The organism is Desulfotruncus arcticus DSM 17038, assembly GCF_900113335.1.
Classification (GTDB): domain Bacteria; phylum Bacillota; class Desulfotomaculia; order Desulfotomaculales; family Desulfallaceae; genus Desulfotruncus; species Desulfotruncus arcticus.
Map to the genome: position 1 here is coordinate 1 of NZ_FOOX01000018.1, position 15,761 is coordinate 15,761.

16 protein-coding genes are annotated in these 15,761 nt (G+C 48.0%); all 16 read right to left on the reverse strand.

Going from position 1 to position 15,761, the window contains the following annotated elements:
• Positions 1-920: sodium ion-translocating decarboxylase subunit beta (locus BM056_RS19740; protein WP_092473685.1), on the reverse strand; the 920-nt coding region annotated here is incomplete at its 3' end.
• A gap of 25 nt (positions 921-945) precedes the next feature.
• Positions 946-1,089, reverse strand: a complete 144-nt coding sequence (locus tag BM056_RS19745) for an OadG family transporter subunit (protein ID WP_092473687.1) — start codon at positions 1,087-1,089, stop codon at positions 946-948.
• Positions 1,090-1,229: 140 nt separating this feature from the next.
• Complete coding sequence (locus BM056_RS19750) at positions 1,230-1,784, reverse strand: gamma carbonic anhydrase family protein (RefSeq protein ID WP_092473689.1); 555 nt, start codon at positions 1,782-1,784, stop codon at positions 1,230-1,232.
• Between the two features lie 11 nt (positions 1,785-1,795).
• Positions 1,796-2,056: a 4Fe-4S dicluster domain-containing protein gene (locus BM056_RS19755; protein ID WP_092473691.1), complete on the reverse strand. Its 261-nt coding sequence runs from the start codon at positions 2,054-2,056 to the stop codon at positions 1,796-1,798.
• A 29-nt stretch (positions 2,057-2,085) separates the two neighbouring features.
• Positions 2,086-2,649 (reverse strand): 2-oxoacid:ferredoxin oxidoreductase subunit gamma family protein, encoded by a 564-nt coding sequence (locus tag BM056_RS19760; RefSeq protein WP_092473693.1) that lies wholly within the window; start codon positions 2,647-2,649, stop codon positions 2,086-2,088.
• On the reverse strand, positions 2,646-3,401 hold the full coding sequence (locus BM056_RS19765; protein ID WP_092473695.1) for a thiamine pyrophosphate-dependent enzyme: 756 nt from the start codon (positions 3,399-3,401) through the stop codon (positions 2,646-2,648). The genes BM056_RS19760 and BM056_RS19765 overlap by 4 nt, the downstream gene beginning before the upstream one ends.
• A complete protein-coding gene (locus BM056_RS19770) occupies positions 3,391-4,500 on the reverse strand; it encodes a ferredoxin oxidoreductase (protein WP_092473697.1) in 1,110 nt (369 codons plus the stop codon). The genes BM056_RS19765 and BM056_RS19770 overlap by 11 nt, the downstream gene beginning before the upstream one ends.
• A 30-nt stretch (positions 4,501-4,530) precedes the next feature.
• Positions 4,531-6,057, reverse strand: a complete 1,527-nt coding sequence (locus BM056_RS19775) for an acyl-CoA carboxylase subunit beta (protein ID WP_092473699.1) — start codon at positions 6,055-6,057, stop codon at positions 4,531-4,533.
• A 17-nt stretch (positions 6,058-6,074) separates the two neighbouring features.
• The gene (locus tag BM056_RS19780) at positions 6,075-7,640 is read right to left on the reverse strand and encodes a class I adenylate-forming enzyme family protein (protein WP_092473701.1); all 1,566 of its coding nucleotides are present in this window, start codon (positions 7,638-7,640) and stop codon (positions 6,075-6,077) included.
• A gap of 23 nt (positions 7,641-7,663) precedes the next feature.
• The gene (locus BM056_RS19785; protein ID WP_131820799.1) at positions 7,664-8,497 is read right to left on the reverse strand and encodes a 3-hydroxyacyl-CoA dehydrogenase family protein; all 834 of its coding nucleotides are present in this window, start codon (positions 8,495-8,497) and stop codon (positions 7,664-7,666) included.
• Between the two features lie 56 nt (positions 8,498-8,553).
• Positions 8,554-9,735 (reverse strand): acetyl-CoA C-acetyltransferase, encoded by a 1,182-nt coding sequence (locus BM056_RS19790; protein ID WP_092473705.1) that lies wholly within the window; start codon positions 9,733-9,735, stop codon positions 8,554-8,556.
• Between the two features lie 20 nt (positions 9,736-9,755).
• On the reverse strand, positions 9,756-10,076 hold the full coding sequence (locus BM056_RS19795; RefSeq protein WP_092473707.1) for a hypothetical protein: 321 nt from the start codon (positions 10,074-10,076) through the stop codon (positions 9,756-9,758).
• A 24-nt stretch (positions 10,077-10,100) separates the two neighbouring features.
• Positions 10,101-11,342, reverse strand: coding sequence for a radical SAM protein (locus tag BM056_RS19800; RefSeq protein WP_092473709.1), 1,242 nt, complete (start codon positions 11,340-11,342; stop codon positions 10,101-10,103).
• Positions 11,343-11,508: 166 nt separating this feature from the next.
• The gene (locus BM056_RS19805; RefSeq protein ID WP_092473711.1) at positions 11,509-13,539 is read right to left on the reverse strand and encodes a thiamine pyrophosphate-binding protein; all 2,031 of its coding nucleotides are present in this window, start codon (positions 13,537-13,539) and stop codon (positions 11,509-11,511) included.
• A gap of 227 nt (positions 13,540-13,766) precedes the next feature.
• Positions 13,767-14,807 carry a hydroxymethylglutaryl-CoA lyase-like TIM-barrel protein gene (locus tag BM056_RS19810; protein ID WP_092473713.1) on the reverse strand — a complete coding sequence of 347 codons (1,041 nt, stop codon included), beginning with the start codon at positions 14,805-14,807 and terminating at the stop codon, positions 13,767-13,769.
• A gap of 424 nt (positions 14,808-15,231) precedes the next feature.
• Positions 15,232-15,747, reverse strand: coding sequence for a DUF2889 domain-containing protein (locus BM056_RS19815; protein WP_092473715.1), 516 nt, complete (start codon positions 15,745-15,747; stop codon positions 15,232-15,234).
• Between the last annotated feature and the right edge of the window lie 14 nt (positions 15,748-15,761).

Here is a 15,761-nt window from a genome sequence, read left to right on the forward strand (position 1 = left end):
GTAAATAAATTCATAAATTTGGCGATCAACACACCGCCTGCCGTAGCAAAGGCAAAGGCCACGACGCCCATAATGAACACGCCGATGGTTTTCCAGGTTAAAAACACCTCCGCCGTCATGGTGGAACCAACAGCCACGCCCAGCAGGATGGTAACAATATTCATTAACTCGTTGCGGCTGACGTTGGTCAGCCTTTCCACCACGCCGCTCTCCATAAACAAATTGCCCAGCATGAACATGGCAATCAAGGGAGCCGACTTGGGAACCAGCAGCATGACAACAATTGAGGCAAGCAGCGGAAAAACAATTTTTTCCGTTTTGCTGACCACCCTCATTTGGGTCATTACCATGGCCCGCTCTTGTTTGGTGGTCAACAGTTTGGCAATGGGCGGGATGATTATAGGCACCAGCGCCATGTAAGAATAGGCCGCCACCGAAACCGCGCCCATCATGTGCGGGGCCAGGTTGGCCGAAAGAAAAATAGAAGTGGGACCGTCCGCTCCACCAATAATACCGATACAGGCCGCCTCGTTGACAGTGAAACCCAGCAGCAGCGCCCCGAAAAATGCCGAATATACGCCCAACTGGGCCGCCGCCCCCAGCAGCAGTGTCTTGGGATTGCCAATCACCGGGGCGAAATCCGTCATGGCGCCCAACCCAAGGAAAATCAACGGCGGTATTAACTCGGTTTCAATACCATAGTGATAAAAGATATAAAATAGGCCACCCTCTTCTAAAAGGCCGGTAAGAGGGAAATTGGCCGCAAATATGCCGAACCCGATGGGAATCAAAAGCAGCGGCTCAACCCCCTTGGCAATGGCCAGGTAAAAGAGGACAAAGGCAATCAGCCACATCGCAATGTTGCCCAGGGTTAAACTCATAACCCCAATTCCGCTAAAAATATCTACCAACTGACCCAATGTCCTTTCCTCCTCTTCTAAAAAGCTACGCCTTTTGCTGCTTTTTTTGAGTCTGGCTGTTGACAATTTTACCGGAAACCTGAACGGTTACCATAAGCACAGCCAGCACCGCAAAAACAGACAGAATACCCGACAGGGCCACTGATGTGGCCGCTTCCCAATCAACCATTCTTTTACCTCCCCGCCACAATATTTTGTAACTATCCAGTCCAATATCGAAAGTCAATTAATCAACCTTCGACCTTGGACTTAAATATATAATCTGGACTTTCGTTGAGGCGGAAGAACTCTCCCCAAGTTACCGGAAAATCACCCTCCCGCATCAACGGAAATGCTAACCGGTTTGATAGCCTGTTTGTATAACAATGCCCTCCGATAATAGGCTTCATTAATATCCATGGTACGCTGTTTTTCTTCCTCGGTAACCGCCCTGATAATTTTAGCCGGCACACCTATGGCCAAAACATTGGCAGGTATTTCCTTTCCCTCGGGTACCAGGGAACCGGCGCCGATTATTGCCCCCTCCCCTATAACCGCCCTGTTTAATATAATGGCTCCCATGCCGATAAAAGCGCCATCGTTGATTTTGCAGCCGTGTAATATGGCACTATGACCAATAGTGACATAGTTGCCTACGTCGACATCCAAACTTATTGGTCTTTCTGCGCCGTGTAAAACACAACCGTCCTGTATGTTTGTTTGGCGCCCCACTTTAATATTGGACACATCGCCACGTAACACGCAGTTATACCAAATGCTCGCTCCCACATCTATGCTTACCCTGCCAATAATGAAAACTCCCGGGGCGATAAACGTTTTACCGGCAATAGAAGGTTTGTGCGGGCCAAAAGAATAACAGATCATAGAAATTCACCTCAGCGGTTGCGCACTTTTTTAATCCGTTCAATATGGATAGCGCAATCCGGGCATGTTGTTTCGCATATTGCGCAGCCGGTGCATTCTTTTTCACCATGCCCGGTTTCAACGCTGGGAGTCCCGTATACACCCAGTACCTGTGACCACCCCAGGGTATGCGCAGGACATTTTTCAATGCATAATCCACAACCCTTGCATAATCCGGGGAATATATAGAATATCGCTTTTTCAGATTCATTTTTGATATAGCCTAAGCCCATTCTCAAAAACCTCCTCCAAGGTTATCATTCTAAATGGCTCGCTCTACAAGTTGCATCCCCCTCTGAAGTGCCTGGAAGTTCAAAGCGCGCAGGTTGGGATCTTGTTCAAATTTGTGTCCCAGTTTTAGTTCCAGGGCATTCTTGGCATCGTTTTCATTTATCACACCGGTGGCTTTAATAACCGCTCCAAGTATGATGACGTTGAAAACGCGCGGGTGAAGCTCTGTCCTGGAAACTTCTACGGCCGGTATATTCAGTACTCTTTTGGCTTTTTGAGGCAAATAATTTTCAATGCCGGTTATACCGCTGTCGTAAACGAAGATTGTGTTTTCGTCCACGTACTGCTGCGTTCTAATTACCGCCCTGTCGCTCAGGGCAATCACTATGTCTCCTTTTTGAAATTTGGGGGCTCTGATCTGCTCATCGGCAATCTGTACAAAGGCGATGGAAACCCCTCCCCTTTGCTCCACGCCAAAGTTGGGTATATATAACACTTCCCTGCCGTCTTCATGTGCCGCTTCGGTTATAATCGCAGCGACTGCCTGAACCCCCTGGCCTCCTTCACCTGCCAGCGCAATTTTAATCAAGCTCATTTTTGTTCCTCCTTTGCCGCAGGTGTTTTAATCTCTCCTACCGTAAAGTATCTGGTCATCTCTTCTTCAACGTATTTCCAGGTATCTTGAGCATTCGTGCGCCAGTTGGTCGGGCAAGTGGATAAAACCTCGAGAAAAGAGAAACCGTTGTTTTCAATCTGGTTCTGCAAAGCCTTTTTCATCATTTGTTTTAACTGGCGCATATTGGCTACGGTTCCACGGGCGGCATACGCTCCTTCCCTCGTTATCGCGGCTACCATCTCCGGTCCCTGGGTGGGATATCCCGTTTCCTCAACATTTCTCCCGTAAGGACTGGTTTCAGTTTTTTGGTTGGGCAGGGTGGTAGGCGCCATTTGCCCGCCGGTCATGCCATAATTGGTGTTGTTTACAAGTATGGCCACAATTTTTTCATTTCTGGTGGCCGCGTTTACTAAATGCTGCGAGCCTATGGCATAGCCTCCTCCGTCCCCCATGTAGGCAATGCCTATGATATCGGGGTTGGCGCGCTTTAAGCCTGTAATAACCGGTGTGGTACGACCGTGGTGTGTTTGGACGATATCAACATCGAAAAAGTCCCAGGCCAGCAAAGAACACCCGATATCGCAACCTAATACCACCCTGTCCTGAATGCCTAACTCGTCAATGGCCATACCCAGTGCCTTAAGGGCTAAACCGTGACCGCACCCCGGGCAAAATTTATGGGGCTTGCTTTCCTTGCGCCAGCACTTGGGCATTTGAGGCTTAATCGTCATTAACCGCACCCCCCGCATATATTTGGACCACCCGTTCCACCAGTTCTTCGGATATGACGCCCATACCCGGCTTCAAAAGTGTTTCCACGGGTGTTGTACAACCATATATGGCATCCCTGACGGTTCGGGCCAATTGTCCCAGGGCGGATTCAACAACCAGCAGCTTTTGGGCTTGCTTGGCTCTTGCATATAGCTGTTGGGTAGGAAACGGCCTCAATGTAATGGGCCGGAAATAACCCACTTTATATCCCTGCTCGCGCAGCTGCAGCATGGCTCCATAAGCGGCTCTACTTACAACACCGTGTGCCACCAGGATTATCTCCGCATCTTCGATATTCTGCTCGTCATACTCGATAATTTCGGGAGCAATTGTTTCATAATTTTTTGCGGTGGACATAATCACTTCGTACAGCTCTTCTTCGGTATTGTAGGTGTTCCTGATATGGGAAGGCGGGCGATCTACACCGGGAGTGCCCGGTTGGCCGAGAATCGGCTCGGTGGGAACCAATTCAATACCTCTGGCTTTCAGGTCATATATGGTAAGACCTTCCCTCATTTTCGCCTGGTAACCGTCTCCCAGAACGAAAGTGGGAAAACGGTATTTCCAGGCGGTATTGAAAGCTTTGATGGTATAATCAAACAAGTCCTGGTGCGATGATGTTGAATAAACGATCCGTAAGCCTTCCCCATTACCGCCGTAACAAGTTAAATTCAGTTCCTGCTGTGAATAAATCACTGTGGCGGTCGACGGGCCGCCCCGCTGTTGGATGATGATCACCATCGGCAAACGCATCATTTCGGCCATTGAAACAGGTTCCTGCATCAGGGTGTTCCCAGGCCCGGCTGTGGCGGTAAAAGCTCTCCTTCCCGCCAGCACTCCCCCAATGGTGGTAAAGCCGGCGGAAAGTTCGTCTTCAGTTTGCAGAAACTTTTTACCCGCCCTGGGAGCCAACCTGGTCCAGTAGTGCATGATTTCGTTTTGCGGTGTGATGGGATAACCATACATAATGTCGGCTCCGGCTGCTATAGCCGCCCACGCGACCACCTCGTTGCCGGTAACAAATACTTTTTTTTCGCCTTCAATCATATTCTGAGCCACATACATCCCTCCTTGCTCCTCTTTAATTAATTAAAGAGGAATATTACCGTGTTTACGCCAGTGCAAATCCTCAAGTTTATCTTTTAACATGTTAAGGGCGCTAATTATCCTGGTCCTTGTTTCACCAGGCTCAATAACGTCATCCACGTGCTGCTTGAAACAAGCGTCGTATGGGTTGGCGAATTTATCCTGGTAATCTTGAATTAACTTTCTTTTTGTTTCGTCCGGGTTTGAGGATGACGATATCGTTTTTTTGAAGATTACATTAACCGCGCCTTCAGGCCCCATCACGGCAATTTCGGCCGTGGGCCAGCTTAAAACAAGATCCGCTCCCAGGTGCTTGCTGCACATGCCTATATATGCGCCCCCGTAAGCTTTTCTCAAAATAACCGTGATTTTGGGGACAGTTGCTTCTGAATAAGCGTATAACAATTTTGCGCCGTGCCTGATGATTCCCTTGTATTCTTCCTGGGTCCCCGGTAAATAGCCGGGAACATCAACCAGTGTAACCAGCGGGATATTAAACGCATCACAGAGCCTGACGAACCGGGCGGCTTTGTCAGAGCTGTTGGAATCCAAAACTCCGGCCATGAATTCAGGCTGGTTCGCCAGTATCCCCACGCTTTGTCCGGCAAAATGGGCAAAACCCACCACAATATTTTTCGCATAATCAGCTTTGACTTCATAAAAGTCCCCGTTATCTACCAGTGCGTTAATCAGTTGATGAACATTTAATGGCTGCCTGGGATCGTCAGGAACGATATCCGCGATGTCCAGCCCGCTGTTGATCGGATTCCTGAAGTCCACCTGAAGCGGCTTTTCTCTGTTATTCTGGGGTATATAGGTTAACAATTTTCTTATTTGCCCGATACATTCCTCAGGGCTGTCAACAAGAAAATCCGCGTTGCCCGAAACCCTGGTATGGATATCCGCGCCCCCCAATTGAGCCATGCTGACGTCTTCCCCCATCACTTCCTTGACAACACCCGGTCCGGTAATAAACATACAGGCATCTTTGACGATATAAATAAAATCCGTTATGGCGGGGGAATAAACAGCCCCTCCGGCACAAATGCCCATAATAGCGGTAATTTGCGGTATAACGCCGGAATACCGGGTATTTCTTAAAAAGATACCCCCATACCCGGCCAACGCATCCGTACCCTCTTGTATTCTTGCCCCTGCTGAATCACATAAGCCCACAATGGGGGCGCCCGCCTTGGCTGCCAGATCCATGATATGCCAAATTTTTTTGGCGTGGGCCAGGCCGAGCGAGCCGCCCAACACGGAGAAATCCTGGGCGTAAACAAAAACCGGACGTTCTAGAATATTACCGTACCCGGTAACCACACTATCCCCCAGGGCGCCCTTGTTTTCCATGCCGAAATCGGTACAACGGTGCTTGACAAACATATTGATTTCAACAAAAGTACCCGGGTCCATTAGTTTATTACACATTTCACGCGCGGTCATTTTTCTGGCCGCAGATGAACTGCCCCGGTCCGACAAAGCCTGTTCCTTTAAAGATTGGAAATGTTTTAAAACTTTATTTTGCATATTAATCTCCCTTTGGCTTAGATCATTCGCTCCTGCCCTTCCCAGTAAGGCTTCTTCACCAAGCGCTTCAGAATTTTGCCTGTGGCGGTACGTGGAAAATCATCCCTGAATTCGATGGAACGGGGAGTCTTAAACCCGGCCAGGTGCTGTTTACAGTAAGACAGCAGTTCCTCTTCCGTGGCTTGGATGCCCTCTTTAATTATTACCAGCGCTTTAACCACTTCCCCCCACTGTTCGTGCGGAACACCGATTGCCGTAACCTCTGAAACGGCAGGGTGTTTGATAATCACTTCCTCGATTTCCGCCGGGTAAACATTTTCCCCTCCGCTGATGATCATGTCATGCTTTCTGTCAACCAGGTAATAATAACCTTCCGTATCAAAGTAAGCCATATCTCCGGCCGTTGACCATTCGCCGTTAATTGCTTCCCTTGTCTTTTTAGGATCCTTGTAATAACCGATAAAGGCCGAGGGGGCCTTGGCCCAGAGTACCCCAACTTCATTGGGTTTGGTGACTACCTGCTGATTCTCGTCGATAAGTTTTATTTCAATGCCGGGATTGGGTTTTCCAATGCTCCGGACTTTTCTCATCTGGTCCTTGTGGCGCAGAGTGGTAAGAGCGCCTGTTTCCGTTGATCCGTAACCTTCACTGAACCGGGCGTTACTAAAAAACTTTAATGCCGCTTCCTTGGTTTTGGTTAAAAGAGGAGCGGAAGAGGAACCCACCGAAGTCAGCGAATCCATGTTATACTTATTTTTAATTTCTCCCGGCAGTTCAAGTATTCTTGTGATCATTGTGGGGACCATGGAAGTTGTGGTCACTTTTTCCCGGTCAATAATCTGCAGCACATTCTCAGGTTTAAATTTGCCTGACGGGAAAATAACATTGGTCCCGCCAAACCAGTAAGTTATCAATGTGGCCCAGATACTGTTGGAGTGGCAAATCGGCATGATGGCCAAAAAGGCTCTCTGGGTCAAGTCAACCCCCTGCCTGTTGGCATTGCGCACCAGGGCGTTTTTTATAACTTCCAGAGTACCCCTGGTTTGAATCATGGCTCCCTTGGGGAATCCCGTGGTACCCGAAGTGTAACCAAGATAGAATAAATCTTCTTCACTTTGTTCCACGTAGGGTTCATGATCCGGCATACCAGTAAGAATGTCCTCGTAATTATGCAAGCCTTCGGTTTCTGCACCGTCGTCACCGACTACGTAACAATTGCCTGCGACATTGGGAGTTCTCCCGGCGTCAAAGTCTTTTACAAATTCAGGACCGATAAATAACGCTTTAGATTCAGAATTGTTGATGATATAATTACGTTCGTTGGGCACCAACCTGAAATTAATCGGTACTGAAACTACTCCGATACGGGCAAAAGCATGGTAAAGCTCAAGGAATTCAATACAGTTGTACAGGATAATGGATACTTTGTCGCCCCGTTTAAAGCCCCTCTTTAGCAGGCCATGAGCTAAGCGATTGGCTCTGGTGTTTAATTCGGAGTAAGTCAGTCTTTTTTCTTCAAAAACAACAGCGGTCTTATCGGGGTAGCGCCAGGAATTAATACGTAGCCCGTCCGCTAGGTTCATTGTCAATCCCTCCTCAGCACTTCTTAATATAAAGAATCAGTGTATTCATAAAAACCGCGCCCTGTTTTACAGCCCAACCGGTTTAATTGAATATACTTGTAAAATAACCGGCAGGGATAAAACTTGCCGTCACCGGTACTCTTGTATAATTTTTCAAGTAAGTTCAGGCACTCATCCAATCCGATCAAGTCGGCCAGCGCCAGTGGACCGACAGGCATATTGGGGCCCAGGGTCATTAATGAATCTATCTCTTTTTCGTTGGCCATCCCCAGCATTAAAAAGTACGCTGCCTCGTTAATCATCGGCATAATCACTTGGTGCAAAATAGGAGTTGAAAAGTCAGAAAATTCAATGATTTTCTGATCATAAATATCGTTCAACAAGCCCTTTACTTTAAGCATTGTTTCATCAGAAGTGGCCACAGTCTTGATGATTTCTATTACATCACCCTGCGCATCCAGGTTCAGCCCGGCAACTTTGGCGGGCCTTTTTGTCTCTGCGGCTATCAGCGTTAAGTTGCATGTAAAACTGTTGGTTACAAAAACAGTATCCGCCGGGCATAAGTAATCTAAATACTTAAATAATTTTTTCTTGAACTCCAATGTTTCTTTGGTGCAATCAATTACAATATCGGCCTTCTGAAAACCATGGCTATAGCTTGAACTTTTTTTGCCCGTCTTGTGCAAACCGTGACGATAACCCTTTTTTGCCGGATCGTGATATTGTTCAATTATTTTCTGTATATTGCCGTCGCTTATGTTTATAGCATTAGTGGTAATATTGCTTTTAGCCGCTTCATTGGCCAAAGTTTGACCAACAATATTGTCATAAAGTATCGCTGCGCATTTTAATAACAATTTCAAAACCTCCAAACACAGCGAATTTCCAATTTACCACCTGTTCCGAGATTCAGCTATATATTTTCCACCACCATGGCGGCGCCCATACCGCCGCCGATACATAAAGTCGCCAGACCGTACTTGCTGTGGCGCCGTTTCATTTCATACAAAAGTGTCACCAGTATTCTTGCACCGCTGGCGCCTATCGGGTGACCGATGGCGATAGCCCCTCCGTTTACATTAGTCTTTTCAGCCGGAAGCTCAAGCTCCCTCATCACTGAAATAGCCTGGCTGGCAAAAGCTTCGTTGGCTTCAATCAGGTCCATATCGGCAATGGTCAGGCCCGCCCCGGCCAGGGCCTTGCGACTTGCGGGAATAGGTCCCGTGCCCATGATGGCGGGGTCAACACCCGCCACTGCGGAAGATCTGACTAAAAACATCGGTTTGACATTTAGTTCTTTGGCCTTGTCAGCCGACATTAACACCACTGCCGCGGCACCGTCATTTATGCCCGAGGCATTACCCGCCGTTACCGTGCCGCCCTTTTTAAATGCGGGCGGCAACTTGGCCAAAGCTTCCGGCGTAGTGCCGCGGCGTGGAAATTCATCCGTATCGAACTCCACCGGTGGGCCCTTTTTCCGGGGAATGGGAACCGGAATTATTTCATCCTTAAACTTCCCGTTATCAATGGCAGCGATAGCCTTTTGTTGGCTGTCCGCGGCAAAAGCGTCCTGTTCCTCCCTGGTAATGCCAAATTTTTCCGCTATATTCTCAGCGGTTATACCCATGTGGTAATTGCCGAACGCGCACCATAACCCGTCCTTGATCATTAAGTCTACGAGATTGCCGTCCCCCATTCGATAACCCCAACGGGCATTTTGAACCAGATACGGGGCTGTGCTCATATTCTCGGTGCCACCTGCCACAACTACTTCGGCCTCATTATTGGCAATCAAACCGGCTGCCTGAGATACTGATTTAAGTCCCGAACCACATACAATATTGATGGTCCAGGCCGGAACTTCCCGGGGTACGCCTGCCTTGACGGAAGCCTGCCGGGCCACATTCTGCCCCCAACCGCCCTGCAGCACATTACCCATGATTACTTCGTCGATATGACCGGTATGGATGCCGGCACGCTTGATCCCTTCGCCTATGACCAGGGCGCCCAGATCAACCGGCGAAATGTTTTGCAGACTTCCCCCGTATTTACCAACCGCTGTGCGAACGGCGCTTACAATAACAACGTCTTTCATCAACATCCCCCCTGGCTTTGTTATTGCCAGATAATTCCAATTTCTTTAAATTCATTAACCAACTGCCAGTCATAACGCCCGCTTTTCAGATCGGCCAGGCTAATGCTCCCATTTTTTACATCTTCTAAGGAAGGAAGGTTAACAATTAGTTCATCCAGTTCGGCCGCAGTGAAAAAATCCATTTCCTCCCACAGATCTGTGTAAATTAATTCACCCACAGTGAAATGCCAGTTTTTAGAAAGGGCCACCTTCACTCCCGCCGGCCCCAAACCCTGCTCAAAGGTATCTATGACAGCCTGGATTATATAATTTTTCATCAGATGAACCCGGGTATCAGCCATAATTACCCCCCCCCTTTTGACTTTTTACCAACTGCATTCTTCACCAATAATCAAGTCCATGGGATCCACCGCCAAAGGCATTTCGGCGGCGGCCTGGCATAAAACATTGACCAGCCCCGCGTCCTGCAGAACTCTTAACGATTTTTCCGTCTCTTCCGGGCTGACTAATGAAAGCTTTCTCTGTCTGAATGCCGCCTGGTATTCAATAAGGTTGACCGGCACCCGGCGGTTGATTGACGCCAGCTTCCGGCCTATTTGATAAAGCTCTTCGTAGGTCATTAACTCTTTATGAAAAGGAATTCCAACCACAGTAAACAATTTTCCCTCACACTGATGCAAAACATATTTGAGTGTTTGCCACGCATTATCCATGTACAGCCGGGCTGTTGACTGATCGACCAAACCCGTAAGCCGCTGGAAACTGTCCGGCGAGACTCCTTTTATATCCGGGGAAATATCCGTAATGCCGGCATCAATTAATTCATCGACGTAATCCCTATTTAAAAGGGCTGCGTTGGTGTCGAGTTGTATGCGCACATTACGGGGCACAGTCACGGATAATTGGCGAATGAATTGTACCAGCCATCTCCGGTTTAGTGTCGCCTCTCCTCCTGAAATACCGATGCGGTTGATACCCCTGCCGCTGTTACTGGCGCTTACCTGTTTGATCAGCCGGTCAGGCGAAAAATAACCGCCGGACATACTAAAGGTAATATTCCAGTTATGGCACGAGGGGCAGTTCATGTTACACCCATGCATAAAAAATGAACTTTCGCGGATACCATATAACTCTGCCATAGGAGTGACACTTTTATTAAAAACCGTGACAATCCGCTTGGGAGGGTGCTCAATTATTCTGGACGGGTCAGTGACGATATCCATCCCTTCACGCACCGGGGTTACACAGCTGGGCTTTAATTCATTATTAACGAGCACTGAGCATTCACCGCATCCCCCTGTACCGCAGGGAGCATGAATGGCGTCCTGTTCATGCTTCAGATGAGTGTTGATTTTATACCCGCTGATTTCCAACGCTTTAAGAATGGTTATCTGTTCCGGCACCTCATACCTAATCCCATCAATGGTAATTTTCACGTCATCCCTGTTGGAATAAACACTTACCAGTTCACGGGCATTGTTGGGACAACTTATGACACAGGCGCCACAACCCGTACAATTACGGTTCGATGCACAAGTGAAGAACTTACAGAAACCGCAATCCATACAGTTGGCATTGCTCTTGGCAACTCGCAGCATTAATGACATTAAAGCCCACTTCTTTCCTAACACTGCAGCGTAATATTGCTTATTTCGGTATGCCCGCTACGCCACGGGCCCCATGGCTCCGCTAACCTTTAAGTTACGCTGCAGTAATAAGCTTTTAATAATGCCCCCCCGAAAAACGGGGGAGCCCATTCTTCGTAATCTTTTTTTATGGTTTCATCTCATCTTCAGTTAGGGGCTCCCAAGGATCCGCGGTGGCCATCTTCGGCATATCAACGAGCCCTTCGAACTTGCCGGGTTTACCCCAGATGGCCCGGCGTGCCCGTTTGCCGCGTTGCGGGATATCAACCCAGGGCAGGTGAGCGTACATCAGGCAGTAAACCGGCGATGTGACAGCCTTGTTAACCAGTTGAATATCCATCATGCAATTAAGCACGGCGGGTTGCCCCTTTTCTGCTGCCTGGAAGCAGCGGTCCAGGGCGGCGGTAAAGTTCTCATGCCTGTCAACCATCTCACCGTAACAACCTAATTCCCGGGCAATTTTGTCCCATCTCATCGCTGGTTTGCGTTCCTGCCCCATCTGTATGGAACCTTCCCACTCATTTCCCATGACGTCCTGATCACCAAGAGCATCCCAGTTTGGACCGTACCAGGGATATTTCATACCCGGCATCCAGCCATTGTTTTCAGTTACCAGGTAGACGATGGGCAGTTTATAACGAGCTGCCGTTTCAACCTCCAACCCGGCATTGCCCATTCCGGAGTCACCCATCAACGCGAGAACGGGGGTTCTGTCCCCTTGTTCCAGCTGGGCAAAGGCGGCGCCCATGGCCATGGCTACCCCGTGGCCTATACCGGCTTGCTCGGAAGAACTGAGTACCTGGGCGGGCCGTACAGCTTTAATATACGGCATGACAAAATCGGACATGGTGTAACCGTCAATCATGATCCGCACTTTACTTGCGTACTTTTCTTCCAGGTAATCGGCAATGGCCTGGGAAATATACCCGTGGTGCATGCAGTTCTCTTGCTTGTACTTGGGATGTTCAAACCCGTAATACATTGCTTTGTCCCGGCGTCGCTTTTCAGCCTCCGATCTGGCCTGTTGCACTTTCTTAATCCACTCGTCCCTGCCCGGCGGGGGTTGCAGGCTGTTGGCTTTGATATAATCAATCATTTGCCGGGCCACTACCTTCGGGTTCCCCACTATGGCAGTGCTGGTGGGCACATAGGTCCAAATCTGGTCGGCGGATTCGCTAATCTGTATCGTCTCGGGCCATCCGCCGCCGTAGCCGTCAAAGAAGCCGACTTTAACCCCGATGGGGACCATGACCTCAATTTCATTCCGGAAAGGAGGCAGACCACGATAGTAGTAATCGTGTTTTTCAGAAACGACGGCCCGGCCGGTGCGCCGTGTCGTAAAGGGTATTTTGGCCAGTGTAACCAGTTCGGTCAGTTCCTCGGACGCCTCCGCCCAGGTGGCGCCGTCACCGAAAATCATAAATGGTTTATCAACTTCGTACAGGCGTTTGACGGCCTTGGCTATATCATCCGGATTTCCGCCGCTGCTGAGCGGTTTGGCCGTGTCTTCCCCTCTCCAGTCCGGAATCCAGGTGGCATGGTCACCCCAAAGACCCCACCAAACCTTGTTTTTAACATCATCCTGGGTAAACAGGCAGCTGATGCCCAGTTCCATGATTACCGGCCCTTTGGGGAAAGACTGGGCGTCCTTGAAAGCCCGGGTCAAAAATTGTTTGATGGTATTGGGATAGGTCACGCGCTGAGCCCACTTGGAGATACTGCCCATAAGCTCGGTGGCGTAGCTTTCCTGGATGGTATTGTAAAGCTTATCGTGTTCGATTTCGTGACCACCGCATAAGAAGATGATGGGTGAATTGCTCAGGTTGGCCTGCTGCACAGCGCTGACGGCGTTACCGACACCGGGACCCACCGTTGCGTAGCATACCGCCGGCTTGCCGCTGACCTGGGCGTAAGCTTCACCACAATACACAGCGTTTTGCTCGTGTAAAAAGGTAATAGTTTTAATGCCGATGCGGCTGATTGCGTCTATGAAATGCCAGATGTGTCCCCCGGGTACACCGAAGGCGATTTTAACACCGTGTTCTTTTAATGCCTCAGCCACCCACATGCCGGCATATGGATATAATTCTCTTGTTCCCAGTTGATAGTCTAATTTCTTTTGTGCTTCCTTATCGAATTCAATTCCCAACTTGGTCACGCCATTTTCCCTCCTTTTTACTTTTGAAATAATTGATTTGGCTGTGAACTCCGGCTTTGAGTATCTTACACCGGCTTCATACACTTATTGGTAATGATTGAACAGCCTGGGAGTTCACATATCTTTTTTGTTCCGCCGCTTAACAAATCACCGGGGTTCCTCCTTTCCTTATTTTTCACGCGGCAGACAATAAAATCACCGTTGTTACAGTTACTTGAGTTTTACATTTACTTGTTCGGATGAACCCAAGGCTGAGCATTGTAAGGCGGGATATTTTTACCCCAGTCAACCCGGCCTTTGGGAATACGGCCTGTTTTGGTTGTGTAGGGGCGCAGTTCCCTTTCCAGCACGTGTTCCAGTATGCGGCCCAGCTCAAGGACCCTGTCGACATCGACGCCCGTGTCAATTCCCATCTCATCAAACATTACCACCAGGTCTTCGGTGGAACCGTTGCCGGTGATATCGCTGGGGGTATATAACCAGCCGGTTCCTATTGCGGGAACCCCGTCCACAACATAAGAAGGTTGGCCTCCCAGTTGACCCAACGAGGCTTCAAACTCCGTAACACCGGCAAGCAGGGCGGCAAAATAATTCGTCAGCCCCGTGCCCCTGGCATCATGGAAATGGGCCCGGTGCACATCTTCGTTGGGAAATTTTTCCCTTAACCTGCTGAAAAACTCGTATACCCTGTCCGGCGCCGCCTCACCTGTTGTATCGCAGGGTGTGGCGGACGAGCATCCCATTTCAAGGCCTCTTTCAATCAACTCAAAAGTTTTCTCCATCGGTACCGGTCCGGTTATGGGGCATCCAAAAACACAGGCTATGGCCATGTCGAGCTTGATGCCGACGCTTTTACACATCTTTACCCAGTTGGGAATCTGCTCAAAGAATTTTTCCACCGGCCGGTTAGCATTGCGCATACAATGGGCATCTGTTGTTGAGATGGTGAAGGCCAGAATATCGGGACCGAAACCATTCTCTTTGGCAATCACCGCACGTTCTACAGCCTTATCGGTCATGCCGTAACACTTATACTGGACACCGGGTTTACGTTCAATGCGTTTTAGAACCTCCTCGGCATCCTTGGCTTGCGGTAAATATTTAGGGTGGCTGAAATTAGTGGCCTCTACTACTTTAAAACCCGCTTCGGAACATGCATTGATGAAAAAAACTTTGGTTTCTGTCGGCACAAAGCGCCTTTCATGCTGTATTCCGTCCCTGGCCAATAATTCCGTCATATTTACCTTTTTGGGAAATTGCAGCTTCATTAAAATACCCCCTTACCAGAGTTTTAAATAAACAAATAAATTAGGGATATGTTTAAAAAATTTTCAGATATGTCAGATATATCTGATAGCAATAGTGATACCAGTTGAAATATCAATCAATTGTACGTATAAAACCATACTAACTCTACCAATAGAAACTAAAACCATTCTTTTATTTTCTGTTAAAGCAAATACCACGATTTACGAGTGGTTTGAACGTACGATTAAAAGCAGCTTATTATTAAGTGTAAAATCTTTGCATACGCAATTTTTAACCGTTTAAGCTTGAAGTTTAACCGTTTAATCCATGTAACGTATCAATAGTGAACAACGTTTCACATCTGGACTAACAGCTTCTCCCGGCCTTATAAAAAAAAGTGATTGGCTGATTTTTTTAAACCAATCACTTGGAGTTAATTAAAAATTACCGACCATTCTTCGTTATATGCGTGTTTTTAGCTTCTTGTAAGTATCCTCCAAACATTGGCCGTGAGTAGGCCGCTTCTTTTTTTTCTTCTATTGATAAGCAATGGGTATAACATGTGTCATGCGTATAACTATCAATAATATGCTCATACTGATTTGGCGGAATTAAAAAAGCCCCGGTTTGGCTAATAGCCTTTATAGCGTCCTGTGACAACTCCTCCAATATCAAGCACCCTTGTTTTCCACCAATCAGTTGAGCAACGCTTTTTGCCTGTCCACTTTTTATTACTTTTAAGCCTATCAGGTTTTTTACCAAATCAGATACTTTATGGCAATGATAATAGGGCACCCTCAGCATGCTGGATCGAGCATCAATTATTACCATATCCCTAAAGTCGACAGTTATTGACAACTCCATTTCATGTATGGTATCCACCAGGCTGGCTTCTATTTGAATAATGAATTTATCTATTTCTTTACCGCTAATGAATTTGCTCCTGTTGAAAAGTCTCAATATTTCTTCCCCCC